Raw genomic sequence first — 15232 nt, 5'->3', positions numbered from 1 at the left:
GCCATACCCCGATGTACGGCAGGAAGCCGTCCAGGGCGGGGTGCAGCTTCGGCCCGACCCGCAGGTCGTGGCTGTCCTCGAACGGGTACTCCTCGACCGGCGGCGCATTGAGCCACGGCGGCTGCAAGGGGTTCTCGTCGCTCACCAGCCGTCCTCCGTTCGCGACTGCGGGGCTCGCAAAACCGGCTCACTCCTCGCGCTCACCAGATTCACCTTCGTTCGCGACTGCGGGGCTCGCAAAACCGGCTCACTCCTCGCGCTCACCAGCGTCCTCTCGACATGCGTACGGCAAGATAGACCAGGCCGCCGGCGAGCGCGCCGAGACCGGCGACCAGCAGGCTGACGAACCCGATCTCGGTAACCATCATGGTCATCCTATGCTGGCCGCATGGCTCGTACCCTCGTCGTCAAGGCCACGGCCGGAGCGGACGCGCCGGAGCGCTGCGCCCAGGCGTTCACGGTGGCCGCCACCGCTGCCGCCGCCGGTGTGGACGTCTCGCTCTGGCTGACCGGTGAGTCCACCTGGTTCGCGGTGCCCGGCCGGGCCCAGGAGTTCGAGCTGCCCCACTCCGCGCCCCTGGCCGAGCTGCTGCACATCATTCTGAGCAGTGGTCGGGTCACCGCCTGCACCCAGTGCGCGGCCCGGCGGGAGATCAGCCCCGACGACGTGCTGCCGGGGGTACGGATCGCGGGTGCCGCCGTCTTCGTGGAGGAGACGCTGGCCGAGGGCGCCCAGGCGCTCGTCTACTGACCCCGCGCGCCACCCGTACTCCGCGCGCCACCCGCACTCCACGCGCCGACCGGGCCCCCGCGAGCCACCTTCGGCGAGCTTCCCTGACCAGCGCCGCCGATGCCCCGATTCGCCCTAGTATGCGGTGGAGCGGGAGGAGGCGGGATGACCGGGGACACGGCGGAATTCTTCAACTCCGTACCGGCCAGGGCGCCGCTGCTCCTCCGGATGCCGATCTCCGGCACGCTCCAGATCGACCTCGTCGACGGTCACGAGACCGAACACTGGTACCTCACCTTCGCCCCGGGCAGGGCGATGGTGAGCCGGGACGAACAGGCCGCCGACGCGATTCTGACCCTGCCCACCCAGCTCTTCCGGGAATTCGTCACCGGATGCTCCCGCCCGAACGCGGCGGTCCTGCGCAACGATGCCACCTTCGGTGGCGACGTCCGGCTGTTCCTGGCGCTACGACGCTTCTTTCCCACCGGGCCCGGGGTCCGGGACCCCCGCGAGGTGGCCCGCGAGAAGGTCGCCGCCCGCCGACGCACGGCCTCGGCCCCACCCGACCGGGGTACCGGCACCGGCAACCACCCCGAGGGTCAGGAGCGGACCGGATGAAGTCGCTGGTCAGCATCCTGGACGGGAACACCTTCGTGGTCAGTGACCGGTCCGGGGACATCGATCCCTCCCCGGACTTCCCGACCGGATTCTTCTCCTACGACACCCGGTTCCTGTCGACCTGGCAGCTCACTCTCGACGGGGAACGCCTGCACCCGCTCTCCGTCGACGACGTGCAGTACTTCGAGAGCCGGTACTTCCTGGTCCCCGGTGAACCCACCCACTATCTCGACGCGAAGGTCTCGGTGATCCGGCACCGGATCATCGGCGGCAGCTTCGACGAGCAGGTGGCCGTACTCAACCACTCCGGCGAGCCGACCGAGCTGACCGTCCGGATGGAGATGGGCAGCGACTTCGCCGACCTGTTCGAGATCAAGAACCCGCAGCGGAAGAAGGGCCGGACGTGCGCCGTCGTCGGCGAGAACCACCTGCTGCTGCGGTACGAACGACAGAACTTCCGGCGCGAGGTGAACATCACCACCAGCGAGCCGGGCGCCATCGACGAACACGGCATGACCTTCCAGATCACCATTCCGCCGCACGGCGAGTGGTCGACCCGGCTGCACCTGAAGACCAACGTGCTCGGGGCAGGTGGGCGGGACTTCCGGGACAGCCTGCGGATGGAACGCAGCCGGTCCAAGGAGGAGCTGGAACGGGAACTGGGCCAGTGGTTGTCCCAGGCGCCCCGGTTGGGCTGCGACTGCGAGCCGCTCGGTTCGGCGTACCGACGGAGCCTGGTCGACCTGGCCGCGCTGCGGTACACCTCGATCACCTTCGCCACCCAGCTCGTCACCGCCGGGCTGCCCTGGTTCATGACACTCTTCGGCCGGGACAGCATGTTCACCTGCCTCCAGGCCCTGCCGTTCCTGCCGCAGATGGTCCCGCCGACCCTGCGCACCCTGGCGGGCATCCAGGGCACCCGGGTCGACGACTTCCGGGACGAGGAGCCGGGCAAGATCCTGCACGAGCTGCGCTACGGCGAGTCGGCGGGCTTCGAGGAACAGCCGCACTCGCCGTACTTCGGTTCGGCCGACTCCACCCCGCTCTTCGTCATCCTGATCGACGAGTACGAACGGTGGAGCGGGGACACCGACCTGGTCCGGGCCCTGGAGTGGCAGGCCCGGGCCGCCCTGGACTGGATCGACTCGTACGGTGACCTGCTCGGTACCGGGTACATCTGGTACGAGACCCGCAACCCGGTGAACGGCCTGGAGAACCAGTGCTGGAAGGACTCGCCGGACGCCATCTCGTACGCCGACGGCCGGCTGCCGGACTTCCCCCGGGCCACCTGCGAGCTACAGGGTTACGCGTACGACGCGAAGATCCGGGGTGCCCGGCTGGCCCGGCTGTTCTGGAACGACCCGGCGTACGCCGACCGGCTGGAGCGGGAGGCAGCGGAGCTGAAGGAGCGGTTCAACCGGGACTTCTGGATCCCCGACGGCGAGTACTACGCCGTCGCCCTGGATGCCGACGGCAGTCAGGTCGACACGCTCTCCTCCAACATCGGTCATCTGCTCTGGAGCGGGATCGTCCCACCCGACCGGGCCGCGAAGGTGGCCGCCCACCTGACCGGTCCCCGGCTCTTCTCCGGCTGGGGGGTACGCACCCTGGCCACCGACGCCGGGCGGTACAACCCGCTCGGGTACCACGTCGGCACGGTCTGGCCGTTCGACAACTCGATCATCGCCTGGGGACTCTGGCGGTACGGCTTCCGTGACGAGGCGGGGATGATCTGCAAGGCGATGATCGACGCGGCGCGTTTCTTCAACGGCCGGCTGCCGGAGGCGTTCGCCGGCTACGACCGGTCCCGGACCACGTACCCGGTCCAGTATCCGACGGCATGCAGCCCGCAGGCCTGGTCGGCCGGTACCCCACTGCTGCTGCTCCGGGTCCTGCTGGGCCTGGAGCCGCACGGCGAGCATCTGATCATCAACCCGGCGGTACCGGAGGGGATGGGCCGGATCGAGATGCTCGACATTCCCGGCCGGTGGGGGCGGGTCGATGCGCTCGGTCGCAGCCGTCCCCAGCGGGAGGTCGAGACCGAGCCCTGACGTGTCGGGTCGAGGACCCCGGCTCCCCGGTCTCCGCAGGGGACCCCGGCTCCCCGGTCTCCGCAGGCCGCCGGCCCGTCACGCCGGCTGGCCCCAGAGCACGGTGAGGCTGGTCGGCTGGAACGCGTCGAACCGGACCGCGACGCTGCCACCGGGCCGGAGCTGACCGAGGCCGGTCAGGGGTACCAGACCGGTCCAGCCGGCGGGGAACGGTGGCCGGCCGGCCGGGGTGACCATGAGCTGCAACTCCACGCTCGGCATCCCGTTGACGTACGCCCCGGTCTCCCGGACGGCGACGATCGTTGCGGTCGCCGGCACCCCGCTGGTCGCGAGGTGCGCCGTCGCCTGCTGGCCGGCCAACTGCTGACGGACCTGCTGCATGGCGGCCAGCCCCTGGCGCATCTGGGCAGCCGGGTCGTAGCCCTTGTTGATCTCCTTTGCCTGACGGTTGAGGTCCCGCAGCGACCCGAAGATCCCCATGTCAGACCTGCGCGTTCTGGTAGAGCCGGCCGAACTGGGTGGCGAGCTGCATGTCGCCGCGCATCCGGGCGTTCCAGCCGTCGATCGCGGCCGGCCAGGTGACCGGGTCCGCGCCGAGCGTCGCCGCGTACCGCGCCATGCCGGCCTCGTCCAGCCGGTGGGTCGCCGCCGCCTTCGACACCTGCGCGTACAACTCCAGGCTGACTCCCTCGATCGGGGCGAGCCGCAGGTCACCGGGCGGGATGTCCGCCGGCTGCGGCACGCCGACCCCGGCCATCGCCGGGTGGCCGTACTGACCGGCCGCCGGGGCGGCGTAGTGACCGGCTGCCGCCTGGGTCTGGTACGCCTGCTGTTGCAGGGCGCGGGCCTCGGCGATCATCGCCGGTGCCGCCCCGACGACGTTCTTCATGTCCTTGAGCTGCTTGAACAGTCCCACGGTGGGTTCCCTCTCCTGTTTCCTGCCGGACCGGCCGCTCGCCGGCTGGAAACAGTTCACCGTGGGCAGGGGTGGGTACGCCTGAGTAGCGGCTACTCATTGTCCACGCCCGGGGCTGCTCACCCCGGGTACCGGCTCAACGGTGGCAGTCCAGGCTGACCGAGACCCGGGTCCGGTCGCCGGTGACGGCGACCGTCACGCCGAGCGGGCCGGCCCGGTAGGCGTACCGCTCGGGGGTGTCCACCAGGACGAGGGGGGCGGCGGCCGGCCGCAGCAGCTCTGCCGGTGGCGCCGGGAGCGCCCCGGGGGTGTCGACCGAGGCGGTGCCGGCGAAGCCGCGATCGGGGCACGGCACGGTCCGCCATTCCGGTTCGTCGGGCACCGGTCGGCCGAGCGCGGTGAGCGCCTGCGTCAACATGACCCGGAGCGCGCCTGCGGGACGGTCGGGATCGGGGCCCGTCACGGCGAAGCCGTCCGGGACCGGCCGGCAGCCGGTCTCGACGGACAGCACCGCCCGGCCGGGCTGCGGCAACTCGCCGTAGACCGCGACGAAGTCACCGGCGTCGGCCCGCAGCAGGAACCCCTCGTCGGTACGGCGGGCCCCCGCCCGGTACTCGGCCGGGAGGCGCTCGGCGATCCGGCGCAGCGCGGCCTCGCCGGCCTCGTCCCCGTTCCCGTTGCTGAAGTACACGGTGACCTGCCGGGTCAGGGTGGCACCGTCGAGGAACGGGGTGAGCCGGCAACCCCGCTCGAATTCGGTCGGCCCCAGCTCGACCACGGCCTCCGGGCCGGACGCGGCGGCGGCCAACGCCCCGACCGCCCGGTCCACCACCGGTACCACCTCGGCCAGGTCGCGCTGCTCGCGGACGGTCGGCGGGTCGTCCCGGACCGAGATCCAGGTGAGCACGGCGAGCAGTACCGCCCAGGCCACCGTCCCGGCCAGCAACCAGCGGCCCCACCGCCTCCGGTCGGGCTGCTCCGGGGTCGGGCTCACCTGGGCGTACGCCGGCGCGTCCATACTCACGCGGCCCATCGTGGCACGCCGGATCCCGACGCGGCCGGGGAGGGCGGAACCCCTGAGCGGGCCTGGCGGAGCCCCCTGGCCCGAGCGGTCGACCGACGGTCCGCCGAACGGGCACATCACAGCTCCAGATTTGGAGGCCATCTCACGAATACGTAGCGTTACGGACACGCCGCAAGGAAGCGGCCCCCACAAACCCCTTCACCTGCGAAATGGGACTTCTCGTGCGGGAAGCTTTCCTGATCTCCTCAGTTACTCTGAGTGCGATTATCCTGATCGCGATAGTCGCTGCCTTCGGCTACGGCTTTGTCCGACCCGACCAGGTCGCCCACCGGCGTGGTCGGCCGCCGGGACAGCGCCGCTACCGGCCCGTCCAACCCGACCAGGTGGCCATCCTGATCGCCTGCCGGAACGGCGCGGCCACGATCGGCGGCACCGTGACAGCGGCCCGGGCCACCGGCGCCCCGGTCTACGTGGTCTCCGACGCCTCCACCGACGGGACCGCCCGGGTGGCGGCAGCCGCCGGTGCGGCCGTACTCGAACTGACCGAGAACGTCGGCAAGCCGGCCGCCCTGCACGCGGCGTACGAACGGTTCGGCCTCTCCCGGTGGTACCGCGCGGTGGCGATCCTCGACGACGACGTACTCGTCGCGCCGGACTTCGTCACCGAGGCCCTGGCACACCTGACCGGGCAGGTGGCGATCGTCGTCGGCCACAACGTGACCTGGTGGCCGCCGGAGCACCGGTGGAACCCGTGGCTCGCCAAACGGGCCTACAGCTACTGGAACTACCAGGCGATCGTCCGGCGGATCCAGAGCCACTTCAACGTCATGAACTGCATCTCCGGCTCGAACTCGATCTACCGTACGGAGTTGCTGGACGCCGTACTGCCGCAGCAGCCCCCGTACATCGTCGACGACACGTACTGGGTCCTGGAGACACACCGCCGGCAGCTCGGGCGGGTGGTCTACGCACCCCGGGCGGTCGCCCAGCTCCAGGACCCGACCACGGGCCGGGACTGGTACCGGCAGAACCTGCGCTGGCTGTGGGGCACCTTCCAGGGCATCATCGGCCACCGGGTGGGTCGCCGGCACAGCCGCTTCGACTACGCGTACCTGCTGCTGATGCTGCACTGGCTGCTCTACGTCGTGGGGGCGCCACTGACCATCTGGCTGCTGGCCACCGCCGGCCCCGGGCTCGGCGCCGGGCTGCTGTTCCTGCTCGCCGGGCAGGGCATCTGGGTGGCACTCGCCGCCTGGCGGCTCGGCCGCCCCCGGTTGCTGCTCTTCCTGCCCGCGATCATCCTCGCCGACCTGCTGTACCGGGTGGTGCTGGTACACGCCCTGGTGAAGGCGATCCGCCAGCCGACGGTGGACCGCTGTGTCTGGTCCTCACCGGTCCGCATCGCCGTACCCGCCGGCACGAACAGCTGAGTCCGAGGCTGCCGGCAACCGCTCCCTGACCCGTCCCATCGGCACCGCACCGCAGAGGAGGTGGAAAAACATGTCCGCTAACCAGGATCTCCCGCTCACCGGAACCTCCACGGCAGCCGTCGGCCTGATCGGCGCGCTCGCCCTCGGCATCGGCGCACTGCTGGTGACGGTCGCCCAGTGGGGCGCGAAGCTGCGTCGCCGGGGTAACTGACCGACGCCGGTCGTGCCGGCACGGGCATCCCACCCACGTTGATCTTGCAGTTGCGGCCCCGCCATAAGTGGTAATTGGGGCGAAAAAAGGGCCACAACTGCAAGATCGACACTGGGTGGGATACCCGCCCCGGTGCCCGGTCAGGTCGCCGGCGGAAGCCCGGCCGGGCCGACACCCCGCAACGAGCGGGTGAGACCGTGGTCGGGTAGCCAGAGGATGCACCGGACGCCCCGGTCCCCGGCGCCCCACTCCTGCTCCGGGGGCAGCCGGAACACCACCTCGACCCGGCCGTCCAGGTCGCCGGCCTCCGGTACCGACAGATAACGGGCGACGACCGCGCGGCAACCGTCCAGGGCCGGGCCGTCGCCGCCACGGAGATCGGCGTAGGACTGGTCCGGTGCCCGCCACACCCCGGCGTACTCGGCGTGGTGGGCGGTGTCGCACGAGTCCAGCTCGGCCACCCCGCCGATCTCCCCGTCGGGCAGCTCGGCCACGTTCAGGCAGCCGTACGCCAGCCCCGACCGCCCGCCCGCGCTGCTGTTGCCGCCGGGAGTGTCGGCGAGGGCCGCCCGGAGGCTGCCCTTCCGCGGGGTGGGATCGTCGAACTCCATCCCGCCGATCTCACTCAGATCGCAGCGGAACCAGCGGTCGCCCCGGTCCCAGTCCGGCACGGTCGGGACCACCACACGCAGCACCAGCCGGGCGGCCCGCCACTCACCACCCAGGTACCCGGTCGCCGCCGCGTCGCACGCGTCGAACGCGGCCCGCCGGGCCGGTGACCCGCCTTCCGGCCGGCTCCCGTCGTCGGAAGCGGTGAGGACACCGACGTGCACCGTCTCGGCCTCGTGCAGTTCGTCGCAGCCCACCGGGTCGTACCCGCTCCGGCCGCTCTCCGCCGCGTCAAACCGGTGGCAGGCGCCCATCTGCGGGGTGAACGACCCGTCCCCGGCGCCGTCGTCGCACCCGCCACCCGCCAGTCCGACCATGAGCAGCAGAGCTGCCAGTCCACGTACCCGCACACGTCCTCCTGTTCTCATCCGGTCAAGATCGTTAAAACTAGGTGTCCGGATGACAGACCCGGATGGCAGGCTGTCCGCATGACGCCACCGGATGCCAAAGCCGATCTGCACCGCTACCTGCGCTCGGCCCGCGAGGCCCTGCTGTGGAAGCTCGACGGACTCGCCGAGTACGACATCCGCCGGCCGTTGACCCCCACCGGCACCAACCTGCTGGGGCTGGTCAAGCACCTGGCCAGCATCGAGTTCGGTTACTTCGGGCTCACCTTCGGCCGGCCGTACGACGAGTCGATGCCCTGGCTGGCCCCGGACGCCGACCCGAACGCGGACCTCTGGGCGACGGCCGACGAGTCCCGTGAGCAGATCGTCGGGCTCTACCACCGGGCCTGGGCGCACGCCGACGCGACGATCGAGGAGTTGCCGCTCGACGCGGTCGGTGCCGTCCCCTGGTGGCCGGCCGACCGCAACCAGGTGACCCTGCACCGGATCCTGGTGCACGTGACCGCCGAGAGCCACCGGCACGCCGGGCATGCGGACATCGTCCGGGAGATGATCGACGGCGCCGCCGGGATGGCCCGGGGCAACGACAACCTGCCGCACGGCGACGCGACCCGGTGGGCGGAGCACCGGACCCGGGTACAGCAGGCAGCCGAGGCGGCAGCTGAACGGTGATGACGGGGGACCTCACCGCATGGCTGCTCGCCAGCCCGATCCGCAATCAGCCCGTGGACGCCGTCCGCAGTTCCTGATCGAGGCACTGCCACGGGTGGCTTTCTGCCAGAATCCAATATGGACCGATTCCTGGCGGAACTGGTGGCGGTCACCCAGGGTGCGGCCTCGTCGCGGAATCTCTCTCCCGTCACGGTGTTACTCATCCAGCCGTCCAAGCATGAGCCCGCAACCACGGCGAGCCGTCTGCGAGTAGTACCCCAGCCGGGGATCGTGATCAGGACTGGACGAGGGCGCGCCAGGGCGTACTCACTGAGCCATTCCGGCAACGCGCCAGTGACCCACCATAGCCGGCTGCTACACGCTGAGGATCGGTGCTGCCGACGGTTTGTGTGGATCCGCGCACCACCCGGAGGTGAGGCTGATAGCTGGTTTCATGGCGATACCTGAGAATCATAATTATGACTCTCAGGTATCACGCCTTCACACGGCATGCATGCCGGGAGCCCGCTACTGTTCCTGGCCTCCGTAGCGTTAGCCGTGTATTCAGCGGAGATCTCGCCGAGGACGCGTTGCGCGTTCGCGAATTCTTCTGCGTCCTCGACATCCTTGAAAGTGGCGGAGCAGGTGGCGAGGGTCTTCCAGAGGGCCCAACCACGTCCACGCGCCCACGTCGCATCATCCGCCGACAGCCGACTGCGGAATGCCTCCCGGCCGTCACCGGTCAGCAACGTCCAGGCAATCGCCAGATCGCAGGCCGGGTCACCGACACCGCACGTCCCGAAATCGATGACGGCCGCCAACCGGCCGTCAGCAAGTAACAGGTTTCCCGGGGCGATGTCCCCATGAAACCAGCGGTCCACACCGTCCCAGCAGGCGTCGAGTGCCCTCGCCCAGATCTCGCGTACCAGCCCGGCATCGACGCGGCCGTCCAACTCCGCGAGCGCACGCTCGACTTTCTGGTCGAAAGTGCGCAGGGTGCCGCCCCGGAACCAGTTGTGGACACCGGGCTGCGGACCACCAGCGGTGTCGACGCCCTGCAAGGCCGCCAGGAAATCGGCCAGGTCAATCGCGAACCGTACCGGGTCGGCAATGCGGTCCACGCTCGCCGGCTCGCCGTCGAGCCACCGGTAGATCGACCACGGATAGGGGTAGTCCGCAGCTGGCTTGCCTTTCGCCACCGGGTGGGGAATGGGCAGCGGCAGCCGGGCGGCGAGGGCCGGGAGCCACCGATGTTCCTTGTCGACCGCCAAGGCGTACTCGGCAGCGCTGGGCAGACGCACCAGCTTGTCGGAGCCCAGGTGGAAGGTCCAGTTGTCCCAGCCGCCGTTGGCTACCGGCTCGATCGGGAGGTCGGCCAGGTGTGGGAACTGGTCGGCGATGAGCCGGTGCACCTGTTCCGTGGCGACGGTGATGCGCTGCGGCAAAGGACCGAGATCTGGAACACCACTCACTGAGCCGTCCTCATCTGAAGTGCCACTGATCAGCCTCACCTACCAGCTTCTTCGCCCCCGGCAGACACGGATCGTCCGCCGGGTCGCGGATGCGGAGTGGATCACGGCCCGCCGTAGACCCGAAAAGGTGTCAGCCACCCGGTCAGGGCTTGCGCAGCCACGTCGCCGGATCGGTGACGAACACACCCTTTCCCTGGTGACGGTCGATGACCTCCAGCGCTTCCAGCCGCACGAAGACAAGCCGGATGGTCGACGCGCTCACCTTGTGCTCTTCGCACAGTTCAGCGATCGACGGCAGCTTGTCCCCGGGCTTGAGTCGTCCGCTTCTGACATCGGACATGATCCCGTTGGCGATCTTGAAGTAATCCGGCAATGCAGGCATGGCACTCCTCGCGTGGCACCTCCGATTCGATCACGGGCTCACACACGAAACAAGTTGAAGACGCGAAGCACGCGAAGGTTGCCCTCCGCAACTTCAGTGACTAAGTTAGGCGGCGAGCGCTCCTCGCGTGGCAACGAGCAGGGCTCTTCCCCCGGTCGGGGCGGGTGTCGGAGATGGAAGGGGTACACCCGCCCCGACCGCCCTCCAGGGCAGCACCGGTCCCGGCTGCCCGTGCGGAAAGGCGGTCCTCATCGTGCGCAGGTTCCTCCGGCTGCTCCGCCGGAACCGGTCGACGGCAACCGGTCGACCCACCGGAGTCGACCGGCCGGCACCCGACCGGCGACCGCCGGGGCGGCACCGCAGCGACAACCGGCCCACCAACCGCAGCGACACCCGGTCCGCTGGCCGGGCCGGGCCACCGGGGCGGCACAACGCGGGCCACCACTACCGGTCGACGGCGTACCGGCCGCTCTGCGCGAGTCAGGTACGACAGCAGCGGTTCGGCCAGCGCCGGTACGGGCTGGACCCGGCCGAGGTGGACGGCTTCCTGCACCGGATCGCCGACGAGCTGACCGCACTGCATGCCGAGCTGACGCGTACCCGGGAGGAGAACACGCGGATCAAGGGTGCGCTCCGCGACTGGCAGTCCCGGTTCGGGCCCCGGGTGGTCCGCCGGTGAGCAGCGTGGTCGACCGCCAGCGGTACGTCGTACACCTGACGGTCGTCGCCGCCGACCTGCCCGCGGCGGAGCTGCTGGCCCGCTCGATCGCCCGGTCGTTGGCCTTCCTGCCGGACGTGCGGATGGGCGAGACCACGGTGTCCGAGGTGGACGATCAGGGCGTGCAGCGTCAGGTCTTCTGCGACCGGCTGCTCGGCGGGCGACGGCGCTGCGTACGACGGACCGACCACCCCGGCAACTGCACCTCATGACCGCGCACCCGGGGAACGACGGGGCCCGCCGACACCCCGGGACGGGGTGCGGCGGGCCACTGTCGACAGAGCGTGGGCGTACCGTCAGGCCGCGACCTTGACCGCCACCTCGTTGATGCCCCGGGCGGCGTTCACGGTGGCGTCACCGTTGCCGTGCCGGGAGAGCGCCCGCAGCGTCCAGGTGCCGGGCGCGGCGAAGAACCGGAACTGACCGGCCGGGGAGGTCACGACCTCGGCGGTGAACTCACCGGTCGAGTCGAGCAGCCGGACGTAGGCGCCGGCCACGACCTCGTCGGACCCGGAGGTCACGACGCCGGTGATGACGGTTTCCTTCTCCAGGTCCAGGCTGGCCGGGAGCGGAGCGGACTGGTCGGGGGCTGCGCAACCCGCAGCGGTGGGAGCAGTCATCGTGATCACGCCTCTCCGGGCTCGTCGCCGAGCGCCACCGGCACGCCGACCAGCGAGCCGTACTCGGTCCAGGATCCGTCGTAGTTCTTCACGTTCTGGTGGCCGAGCAGCTCCTGGAGCACGAACCAGGTGTGCGAGGAGCGCTCGCCGATCCGGCAGTACGCGATGGTCTCCTTGCTGTCGTCCAGGCCGGCGGCAGCGTAGATCTTGCGCAGCTCGTCGTCGGACTTGAAGGTGCCGTCCTCGTTGGCCGCCTTCGACCACGGCACGCTGATCGCGGTGGGCACGTGGCCGGCCCGCTGCGCCTGCTCCTGCGGCAGGTGGGCGGGGGCGAGCAGCCGACCGGCGTACTCGTCGGGCGAGCGGACGTCGACCAGGTTCTTGGTGCCGATCGCGGCGACGATCTCGTCGCGGAAGGCGCGGATCGAGGTGTCCGGCTCCTGCGCGACGTACTGGGTGGCCGGGCGGGAGACCTTGTCGGTCACCAGCGGGCGGGCGTCCAGCTCCCACTTCTTGCGGCCACCGTCGAGCAGCTTGACGTCGCCGTGGCCGTAGAGCTTGAAGTACCAGTACGCGTACGCGGCGAACCAGTTGTTGTTGCCGCCGTAGAGGATGACGGTGTCGTCGTTGCTGATGCCCCGCTCGGAGAGCAGCGCCTCGAACTGCGACTTGTTGACGAAGTCCCGGCGCACCTGGTCCTGGAGGTCGGTCTTCCAGTCGAGCTTGATCGCACCGGCGATGTGGCCGGTGTCGTACGCCGAGGTGTCCTCGTCGACCTCGACGAAGACGACGCCGGGGGCGCCGATGTTCTTCTCGGCCCAGTCGGCCGAGACGAGTGCGGTGTCGCGACTCATCAGATCACTCCCTGTTGAGGATGGTGGGTGGTGAGCCTGCGCGTGGCCGGATCGTGCTGTCGCACCCCGCGCGGGACCCAGGTAGGAAGGACGGATCAGGGGTTCGTGCGACGGCGCCGCTGCCGGGCGATGAAGGGACACCGGAGGGGGTCTGATGCCCCGCGTGCCGGCGACCGCCGTTCAGGCGGCCGGATGCAGCCCCGCCGTCAGATGACGGGGCGACAGAGGCAGGTGGCCACGCGGCACAGGTCGACCGCGCGCCGTTTGGTGAGGTGCGTCCCCATGGGAAGCGAGCCTACCAGCCAGGCGCCGGGTGACCACCCCTAGCGACCACGATCCGGGACTTGGAACCCTGTGACGGAGACCCCATGCCCCGTGCTGTCCGCCCGGGGCCGGAGAGCCGGTCGGGCTCAGGCCGCGTTGAGCGGTACGTCCTTCGCGGTGGCGCTGACCTCCAGCCCTTCGGGCAGTACCCGGACCTCGCGTACCCGCAGGTCGTACGGCAGCTCCGGCAGCGGTACCCGGATGGAGATGCGCTTGGCGTAGCCGGTCAGCAGGGAGCGGGCCAGCGGCACGTTCGGCACCCCCTCGGCGTTGAGGTCCTCGAACTTCAGCGACACCCGGCCCTGGTCGTCGACGGTCAGCACCCCGATGCCGTTGACGGTGAACTGCTGCCCGAGCAGGTCCACCGGCAGGGAGACCCCGAGCTTGCCGTCCCGCTCGGCGAGCTTGACCCCGGGCTGGCTGATGAACTGGGCCACGCTGTCGTACGCGATGACCCCGGTGCCGTCGACGCTGGCCGCGCGGACGTCGCCCTGCCCGGAGCGGAGGGTGGAGAGCGAGGCCGTCACGTCCCGGGCGGTGATCTCCAGCCGGGGCAGCCGGACCGTCCGGTCCTGGACCGGCCCCTGGGCGTCCCGCACGTTGATGGTGATCGACTCGTACCGGCCGTCGAGCACCTGGGTCAGGAACGGGAAGCCGCCGATCGAGACGTCCGGCGTGGTGGAGGAGATCTGCCGCTTGGCGGTCTCCCGACCGGCCTGCTCGGCGATGGCCCGCTCGGCCGCCCCGGCGGCGACCCGGTCGGCGAGTACCAGCAGGCCGCCCAGCACCAGCAGCAGGACGAGCAGCCCGATGAGCAGCTTGCGGCCCCGCCGCCGGGGTCGCGTCTCGTACTCCGGGTAGCTCTCCGCCGTCGCCGTCACGCCGCCTCCTCCGTCGCCGCCACCGCCGGTACGCGGCGCAGCGTCTTGTACCCGACCGGCCGGTCGGTCAACCGTGCCCGGAACGGGGCGGTGCGGCACCCGGGGCGCCGCACCGCGTCAATCATCGTCAGGTCAGGTGAGGAAGAGTACGCACATCGCGTAAGCGGCCGGGGCCGCCAGGGCGAAGCCGCCGGTGGGGCCCTGCATGTGCCGGGCGATCCACATGGTCGGCGGTTCACCGGCCATCAGCCGCCCCGCCTCGGCGTACCCGACGGCCAGGTCGGCCAGCACGGCGGTGGCGGCGGTGACCAGCCCGACCACGGCGGCGCTGGTCGGGGTGAACCCGAGCAGGTAGCTGCCGATGATCCCGCTGGCGAGGGTACCCACCATCGCGCCGACGACCACACCGGTCGCCCCCCGGGGCACCTGCGGGGCGAGCCGGGGCAGCGGGAAGAAGGCGTCGACGAGGCGGGCGACGGCCAGCGCGACGGCGGTCGCGGTCAGACACACGAAGATCGACTGGGTACCGGCCGGGATCCGGGTCAGCACGATCAGCGTGGCGAAGGCCATCACCCCGATCACGATCAGCAGGGTGGCGCCGAGCGAGTCGGTGACCCGTACCCGGTCCACCCGGCGGACGAGCTGCCCGAGTACGGCGAGGACGAACCCGCCGGCCGTCACGAACCCGAGCGGGGCCAGCCCGGCCACCTCGGGCAGTACCGCCGCAGCGTCGACCGCGGCGGCGACCGCCACGCTCACCGCACCGACCACCGGCCAGGCCGGCGGCCGGATGGCCATCGTCCAGGCCAGCACGAAGAGGACCTGGACCCCGAAGACCACGACGGCGAACGGGAGCCGGTGCCCCGGCCCGGCGGTCTGCGCGCCCAGGACCAGCCCGAGCCCGAGGAGCGCGGCGAACCCGGCGACGGTGAGGGAGAGCTGCCGGCGTACCGGGACCACCTCGATCTCCTCGTCGGGTTCGTCGTCCGGTGCGTCGTCCCGGTCGGTGGCCCGGGGCTGCGGGACGGAACCGTCGCCGTCCCGCCGGGCCCGGCGCGGACCGTTCCGCTCGGTCCAGTCGTCCGGCTCCTCCGAGTCGGACCAGGGCTGCCCGGTGGCGCCCGGTGGACGGGCCGGTGTTCCGGGCGGTGCCACCGGGGACCGTCCCGGAGCTGCCGGGCGCCCTGCGGGCGCGGGGACGGGACCGGAGGCGGGGGGACGCCCCGGCCCGGGAACCGGACCGGAACCCGGCGGGCGCCCCGGCCCGGGAACCGGAGCAGCGGTCGGCGGGTGCCCGGCAGGGGCCGGGTGGCGACCCGGGCCGGGCGCAGGGG

General features: G+C 71.0%; 21 protein-coding genes and 1 pseudogene. 9 read left to right on the top strand and 13 right to left on the bottom strand.

All coding sequences use genetic code 11. From position 1 onward, the window contains the following. Together GSF22_RS19325 and mtfM are read right to left on the bottom strand one after the other, a co-directional pair. Positions 1 to 145, bottom strand: a pseudogene (locus GSF22_RS19325) (FABP family protein); the annotation flags it as partial. 115 nt (positions 146 to 260) lie between these two features. After that, positions 261 to 365: a small membrane protein MtfM gene (mtfM, locus tag GSF22_RS35450; RefSeq protein WP_036376929.1), complete on the bottom strand. Its 105-nt coding sequence runs from the start codon at positions 363 to 365 to the stop codon at positions 261 to 263. A gap of 23 nt (positions 366 to 388) precedes the next feature. Here mtfM and GSF22_RS19320 point away from each other — a divergent pair, with 23 nt between their 5' ends. The 3 genes from GSF22_RS19320 to GSF22_RS19310 all read left to right on the top strand — a co-directional run bounded on the left by GSF22_RS19320 (position 389) and on the right by GSF22_RS19310 (position 3399). Then, positions 389 to 751, top strand: a complete 363-nt coding sequence (locus GSF22_RS19320; protein ID WP_208815070.1) for a DsrE family protein — start codon at positions 389 to 391, stop codon at positions 749 to 751. A 144-nt stretch (positions 752 to 895) separates the two neighbouring features. After that, on the top strand, positions 896 to 1348 hold the full coding sequence (locus GSF22_RS19315) for an SCP2 sterol-binding domain-containing protein (RefSeq protein ID WP_208815068.1): 453 nt from the start codon (positions 896 to 898) through the stop codon (positions 1346 to 1348). Further along, positions 1345 to 3399: an amylo-alpha-1,6-glucosidase gene (locus tag GSF22_RS19310; protein WP_208815067.1), complete on the top strand. Its 2055-nt coding sequence runs from the start codon at positions 1345 to 1347 to the stop codon at positions 3397 to 3399. The genes GSF22_RS19315 and GSF22_RS19310 overlap by 4 nt, the downstream gene beginning before the upstream one ends. Before the next feature lie 78 nt (positions 3400 to 3477). Here GSF22_RS19310 and GSF22_RS19305 read toward each other — a convergent pair whose 3' ends face one another. From GSF22_RS19305 to GSF22_RS19295, 3 genes are all read right to left on the bottom strand, one after another. Further along, on the bottom strand, positions 3478 to 3879 hold the full coding sequence (locus GSF22_RS19305; protein WP_208815065.1) for a hypothetical protein: 402 nt from the start codon (positions 3877 to 3879) through the stop codon (positions 3478 to 3480). Between the two features lies 1 nt (position 3880). Further along, positions 3881 to 4315, bottom strand: a complete 435-nt coding sequence (locus GSF22_RS19300; RefSeq protein ID WP_208815064.1) for a hypothetical protein — start codon at positions 4313 to 4315, stop codon at positions 3881 to 3883. A 136-nt stretch (positions 4316 to 4451) separates the two neighbouring features. Then, on the bottom strand, positions 4452 to 5333 hold the full coding sequence (locus tag GSF22_RS19295; RefSeq protein WP_439957792.1) for a hypothetical protein: 882 nt from the start codon (positions 5331 to 5333) through the stop codon (positions 4452 to 4454). 389 nt (positions 5334 to 5722) lie between these two features. On the opposite strand from GSF22_RS19295, the gene GSF22_RS19290 reads away from it, so the two are divergent. After that, positions 5723 to 6769: a glycosyltransferase family 2 protein gene (locus GSF22_RS19290; protein ID WP_307804126.1), complete on the top strand. Its 1047-nt coding sequence runs from the start codon at positions 5723 to 5725 to the stop codon at positions 6767 to 6769. 70 nt (positions 6770 to 6839) lie between these two features. Continuing rightward, complete coding sequence (locus GSF22_RS19285) at positions 6840 to 6980, top strand: LPXTG cell wall anchor domain-containing protein (protein ID WP_208815060.1); 141 nt, start codon at positions 6840 to 6842, stop codon at positions 6978 to 6980. Between the two features lie 140 nt (positions 6981 to 7120). Here GSF22_RS19285 and GSF22_RS19280 read toward each other — a convergent pair whose 3' ends face one another. Continuing rightward, entirely contained in the window at positions 7121 to 7999 is an 879-nt protein-coding gene (locus GSF22_RS19280; protein WP_208815058.1) for a septum formation family protein, read from the bottom strand. A gap of 78 nt (positions 8000 to 8077) precedes the next feature. On the opposite strand from GSF22_RS19280, the gene GSF22_RS19275 reads away from it, so the two are divergent. Continuing rightward, entirely contained in the window at positions 8078 to 8668 is a 591-nt protein-coding gene (locus GSF22_RS19275) for a DinB family protein (protein ID WP_208815057.1), read from the top strand. Positions 8669 to 9099: 431 nt separating this feature from the next. Here the strand turns inward: GSF22_RS19275 and GSF22_RS19270 are convergent, their stop codons facing one another. Both GSF22_RS19270 and GSF22_RS19265 read right to left on the bottom strand, forming a co-directional pair. Continuing rightward, positions 9100 to 10119, bottom strand: coding sequence for an aminoglycoside phosphotransferase family protein (locus tag GSF22_RS19270; protein WP_208815074.1), 1020 nt, complete (start codon positions 10117 to 10119; stop codon positions 9100 to 9102). A 142-nt stretch (positions 10120 to 10261) separates the two neighbouring features. Next, the gene (locus GSF22_RS19265; RefSeq protein WP_208815055.1) at positions 10262 to 10501 is read right to left on the bottom strand and encodes a winged helix-turn-helix domain-containing protein; all 240 of its coding nucleotides are present in this window, start codon (positions 10499 to 10501) and stop codon (positions 10262 to 10264) included. A 253-nt stretch (positions 10502 to 10754) separates the two neighbouring features. Between GSF22_RS19265 and GSF22_RS19260 the strand changes: the two genes are divergently transcribed. Continuing rightward, positions 10755 to 11180, top strand: a complete 426-nt coding sequence (locus tag GSF22_RS19260; protein ID WP_307804125.1) for a DivIVA domain-containing protein — start codon at positions 10755 to 10757, stop codon at positions 11178 to 11180. After that, positions 11177 to 11431 (top strand): hypothetical protein, encoded by a 255-nt coding sequence (locus tag GSF22_RS19255; RefSeq protein WP_307804124.1) that lies wholly within the window; start codon positions 11177 to 11179, stop codon positions 11429 to 11431. The genes GSF22_RS19260 and GSF22_RS19255 overlap by 4 nt, the downstream gene beginning before the upstream one ends. A gap of 84 nt (positions 11432 to 11515) precedes the next feature. On the opposite strand, the gene GSF22_RS19250 is transcribed toward GSF22_RS19255, so the two are convergent. The 5 genes from GSF22_RS19250 to GSF22_RS19235 all read right to left on the bottom strand — a co-directional run bounded on the left by GSF22_RS19250 (position 11516) and on the right by GSF22_RS19235 (position 15053). Further along, positions 11516 to 11839, bottom strand: a complete 324-nt coding sequence (locus GSF22_RS19250) for a DUF1416 domain-containing protein (RefSeq protein ID WP_208815052.1) — start codon at positions 11837 to 11839, stop codon at positions 11516 to 11518. Between the two features lie 5 nt (positions 11840 to 11844). Continuing rightward, positions 11845 to 12693 (bottom strand): sulfurtransferase, encoded by an 849-nt coding sequence (locus tag GSF22_RS19245; protein ID WP_208815051.1) that lies wholly within the window; start codon positions 12691 to 12693, stop codon positions 11845 to 11847. Positions 12694 to 12899: 206 nt separating this feature from the next. Then, positions 12900 to 12977 carry an Ms5788A family Cys-rich leader peptide gene (locus GSF22_RS36015; RefSeq protein ID WP_310503780.1) on the bottom strand — a complete coding sequence of 26 codons (78 nt, stop codon included), beginning with the start codon at positions 12975 to 12977 and terminating at the stop codon, positions 12900 to 12902. A 126-nt stretch (positions 12978 to 13103) separates the two neighbouring features. Then, entirely contained in the window at positions 13104 to 13898 is a 795-nt protein-coding gene (locus GSF22_RS19240) for an LmeA family phospholipid-binding protein (RefSeq protein ID WP_307804123.1), read from the bottom strand. Between the two features lie 132 nt (positions 13899 to 14030). Beyond that, entirely contained in the window at positions 14031 to 15053 is a 1023-nt protein-coding gene (locus GSF22_RS19235; RefSeq protein WP_307804122.1) for a hypothetical protein, read from the bottom strand. On the opposite strand from GSF22_RS19235, the gene GSF22_RS19230 reads away from it, so the two are divergent. After that, on the top strand, positions 15047 to 15232 hold a 186-nt coding region (locus tag GSF22_RS19230; protein WP_208815048.1), incomplete at its 3' end, for a hypothetical protein. The two genes, GSF22_RS19235 and GSF22_RS19230, sit on opposite strands and share 7 nt — an antisense overlap.

Origin of the sequence: Micromonospora echinofusca (genome assembly GCF_017614955.1) — a bacterium.
Classification (GTDB): Bacteria; Actinomycetota; Actinomycetes; order Mycobacteriales; family Micromonosporaceae; genus Micromonospora; species Micromonospora echinofusca_A.
Note: the sequence above shows the minus strand (reverse complement) of the source record. Positions and strands in the feature narration are given on the sequence as shown.

Bases quoted from the DNA above. Each gene is read 5' to 3' on its own strand.
- mtfM (WP_036376929.1), bottom strand. From the start codon at position 365: ATGGTTACCGAGATCGGGTTCGTCAGCCTGCTGGTCGCCGGTCTCGGC.
- GSF22_RS19320 (WP_208815070.1), top strand. From the start codon at position 389: ATGGCTCGTACCCTCGTCGTCAAGGCCACGGCCGGAGCGGACGCGCCG.
- GSF22_RS19315 (WP_208815068.1), top strand. From the start codon at position 896: ATGACCGGGGACACGGCGGAATTCTTCAACTCCGTACCGGCCAGGGCG.
- GSF22_RS19310 (WP_208815067.1), top strand. From the start codon at position 1,345: ATGAAGTCGCTGGTCAGCATCCTGGACGGGAACACCTTCGTGGTCAGT.
- GSF22_RS19305 (WP_208815065.1), bottom strand. From the start codon at position 3,879: ATGGGGATCTTCGGGTCGCTGCGGGACCTCAACCGTCAGGCAAAGGAG.
- GSF22_RS19295 (WP_439957792.1), bottom strand. From the start codon at position 5,333: ATGGACGCGCCGGCGTACGCCCAGGTGAGCCCGACCCCGGAGCAGCCC.
- GSF22_RS19285 (WP_208815060.1), top strand. From the start codon at position 6,840: ATGTCCGCTAACCAGGATCTCCCGCTCACCGGAACCTCCACGGCAGCC.
- GSF22_RS19275 (WP_208815057.1), top strand. From the start codon at position 8,078: ATGACGCCACCGGATGCCAAAGCCGATCTGCACCGCTACCTGCGCTCG.
- GSF22_RS19265 (WP_208815055.1), bottom strand. From the start codon at position 10,501: ATGCCTGCATTGCCGGATTACTTCAAGATCGCCAACGGGATCATGTCC.
- GSF22_RS19250 (WP_208815052.1), bottom strand. From the start codon at position 11,839: ATGACTGCTCCCACCGCTGCGGGTTGCGCAGCCCCCGACCAGTCCGCT.
- GSF22_RS19245 (WP_208815051.1), bottom strand. From the start codon at position 12,693: ATGAGTCGCGACACCGCACTCGTCTCGGCCGACTGGGCCGAGAAGAAC.
- GSF22_RS36015 (WP_310503780.1), bottom strand. From the start codon at position 12,977: ATGGGGACGCACCTCACCAAACGGCGCGCGGTCGACCTGTGCCGCGTG.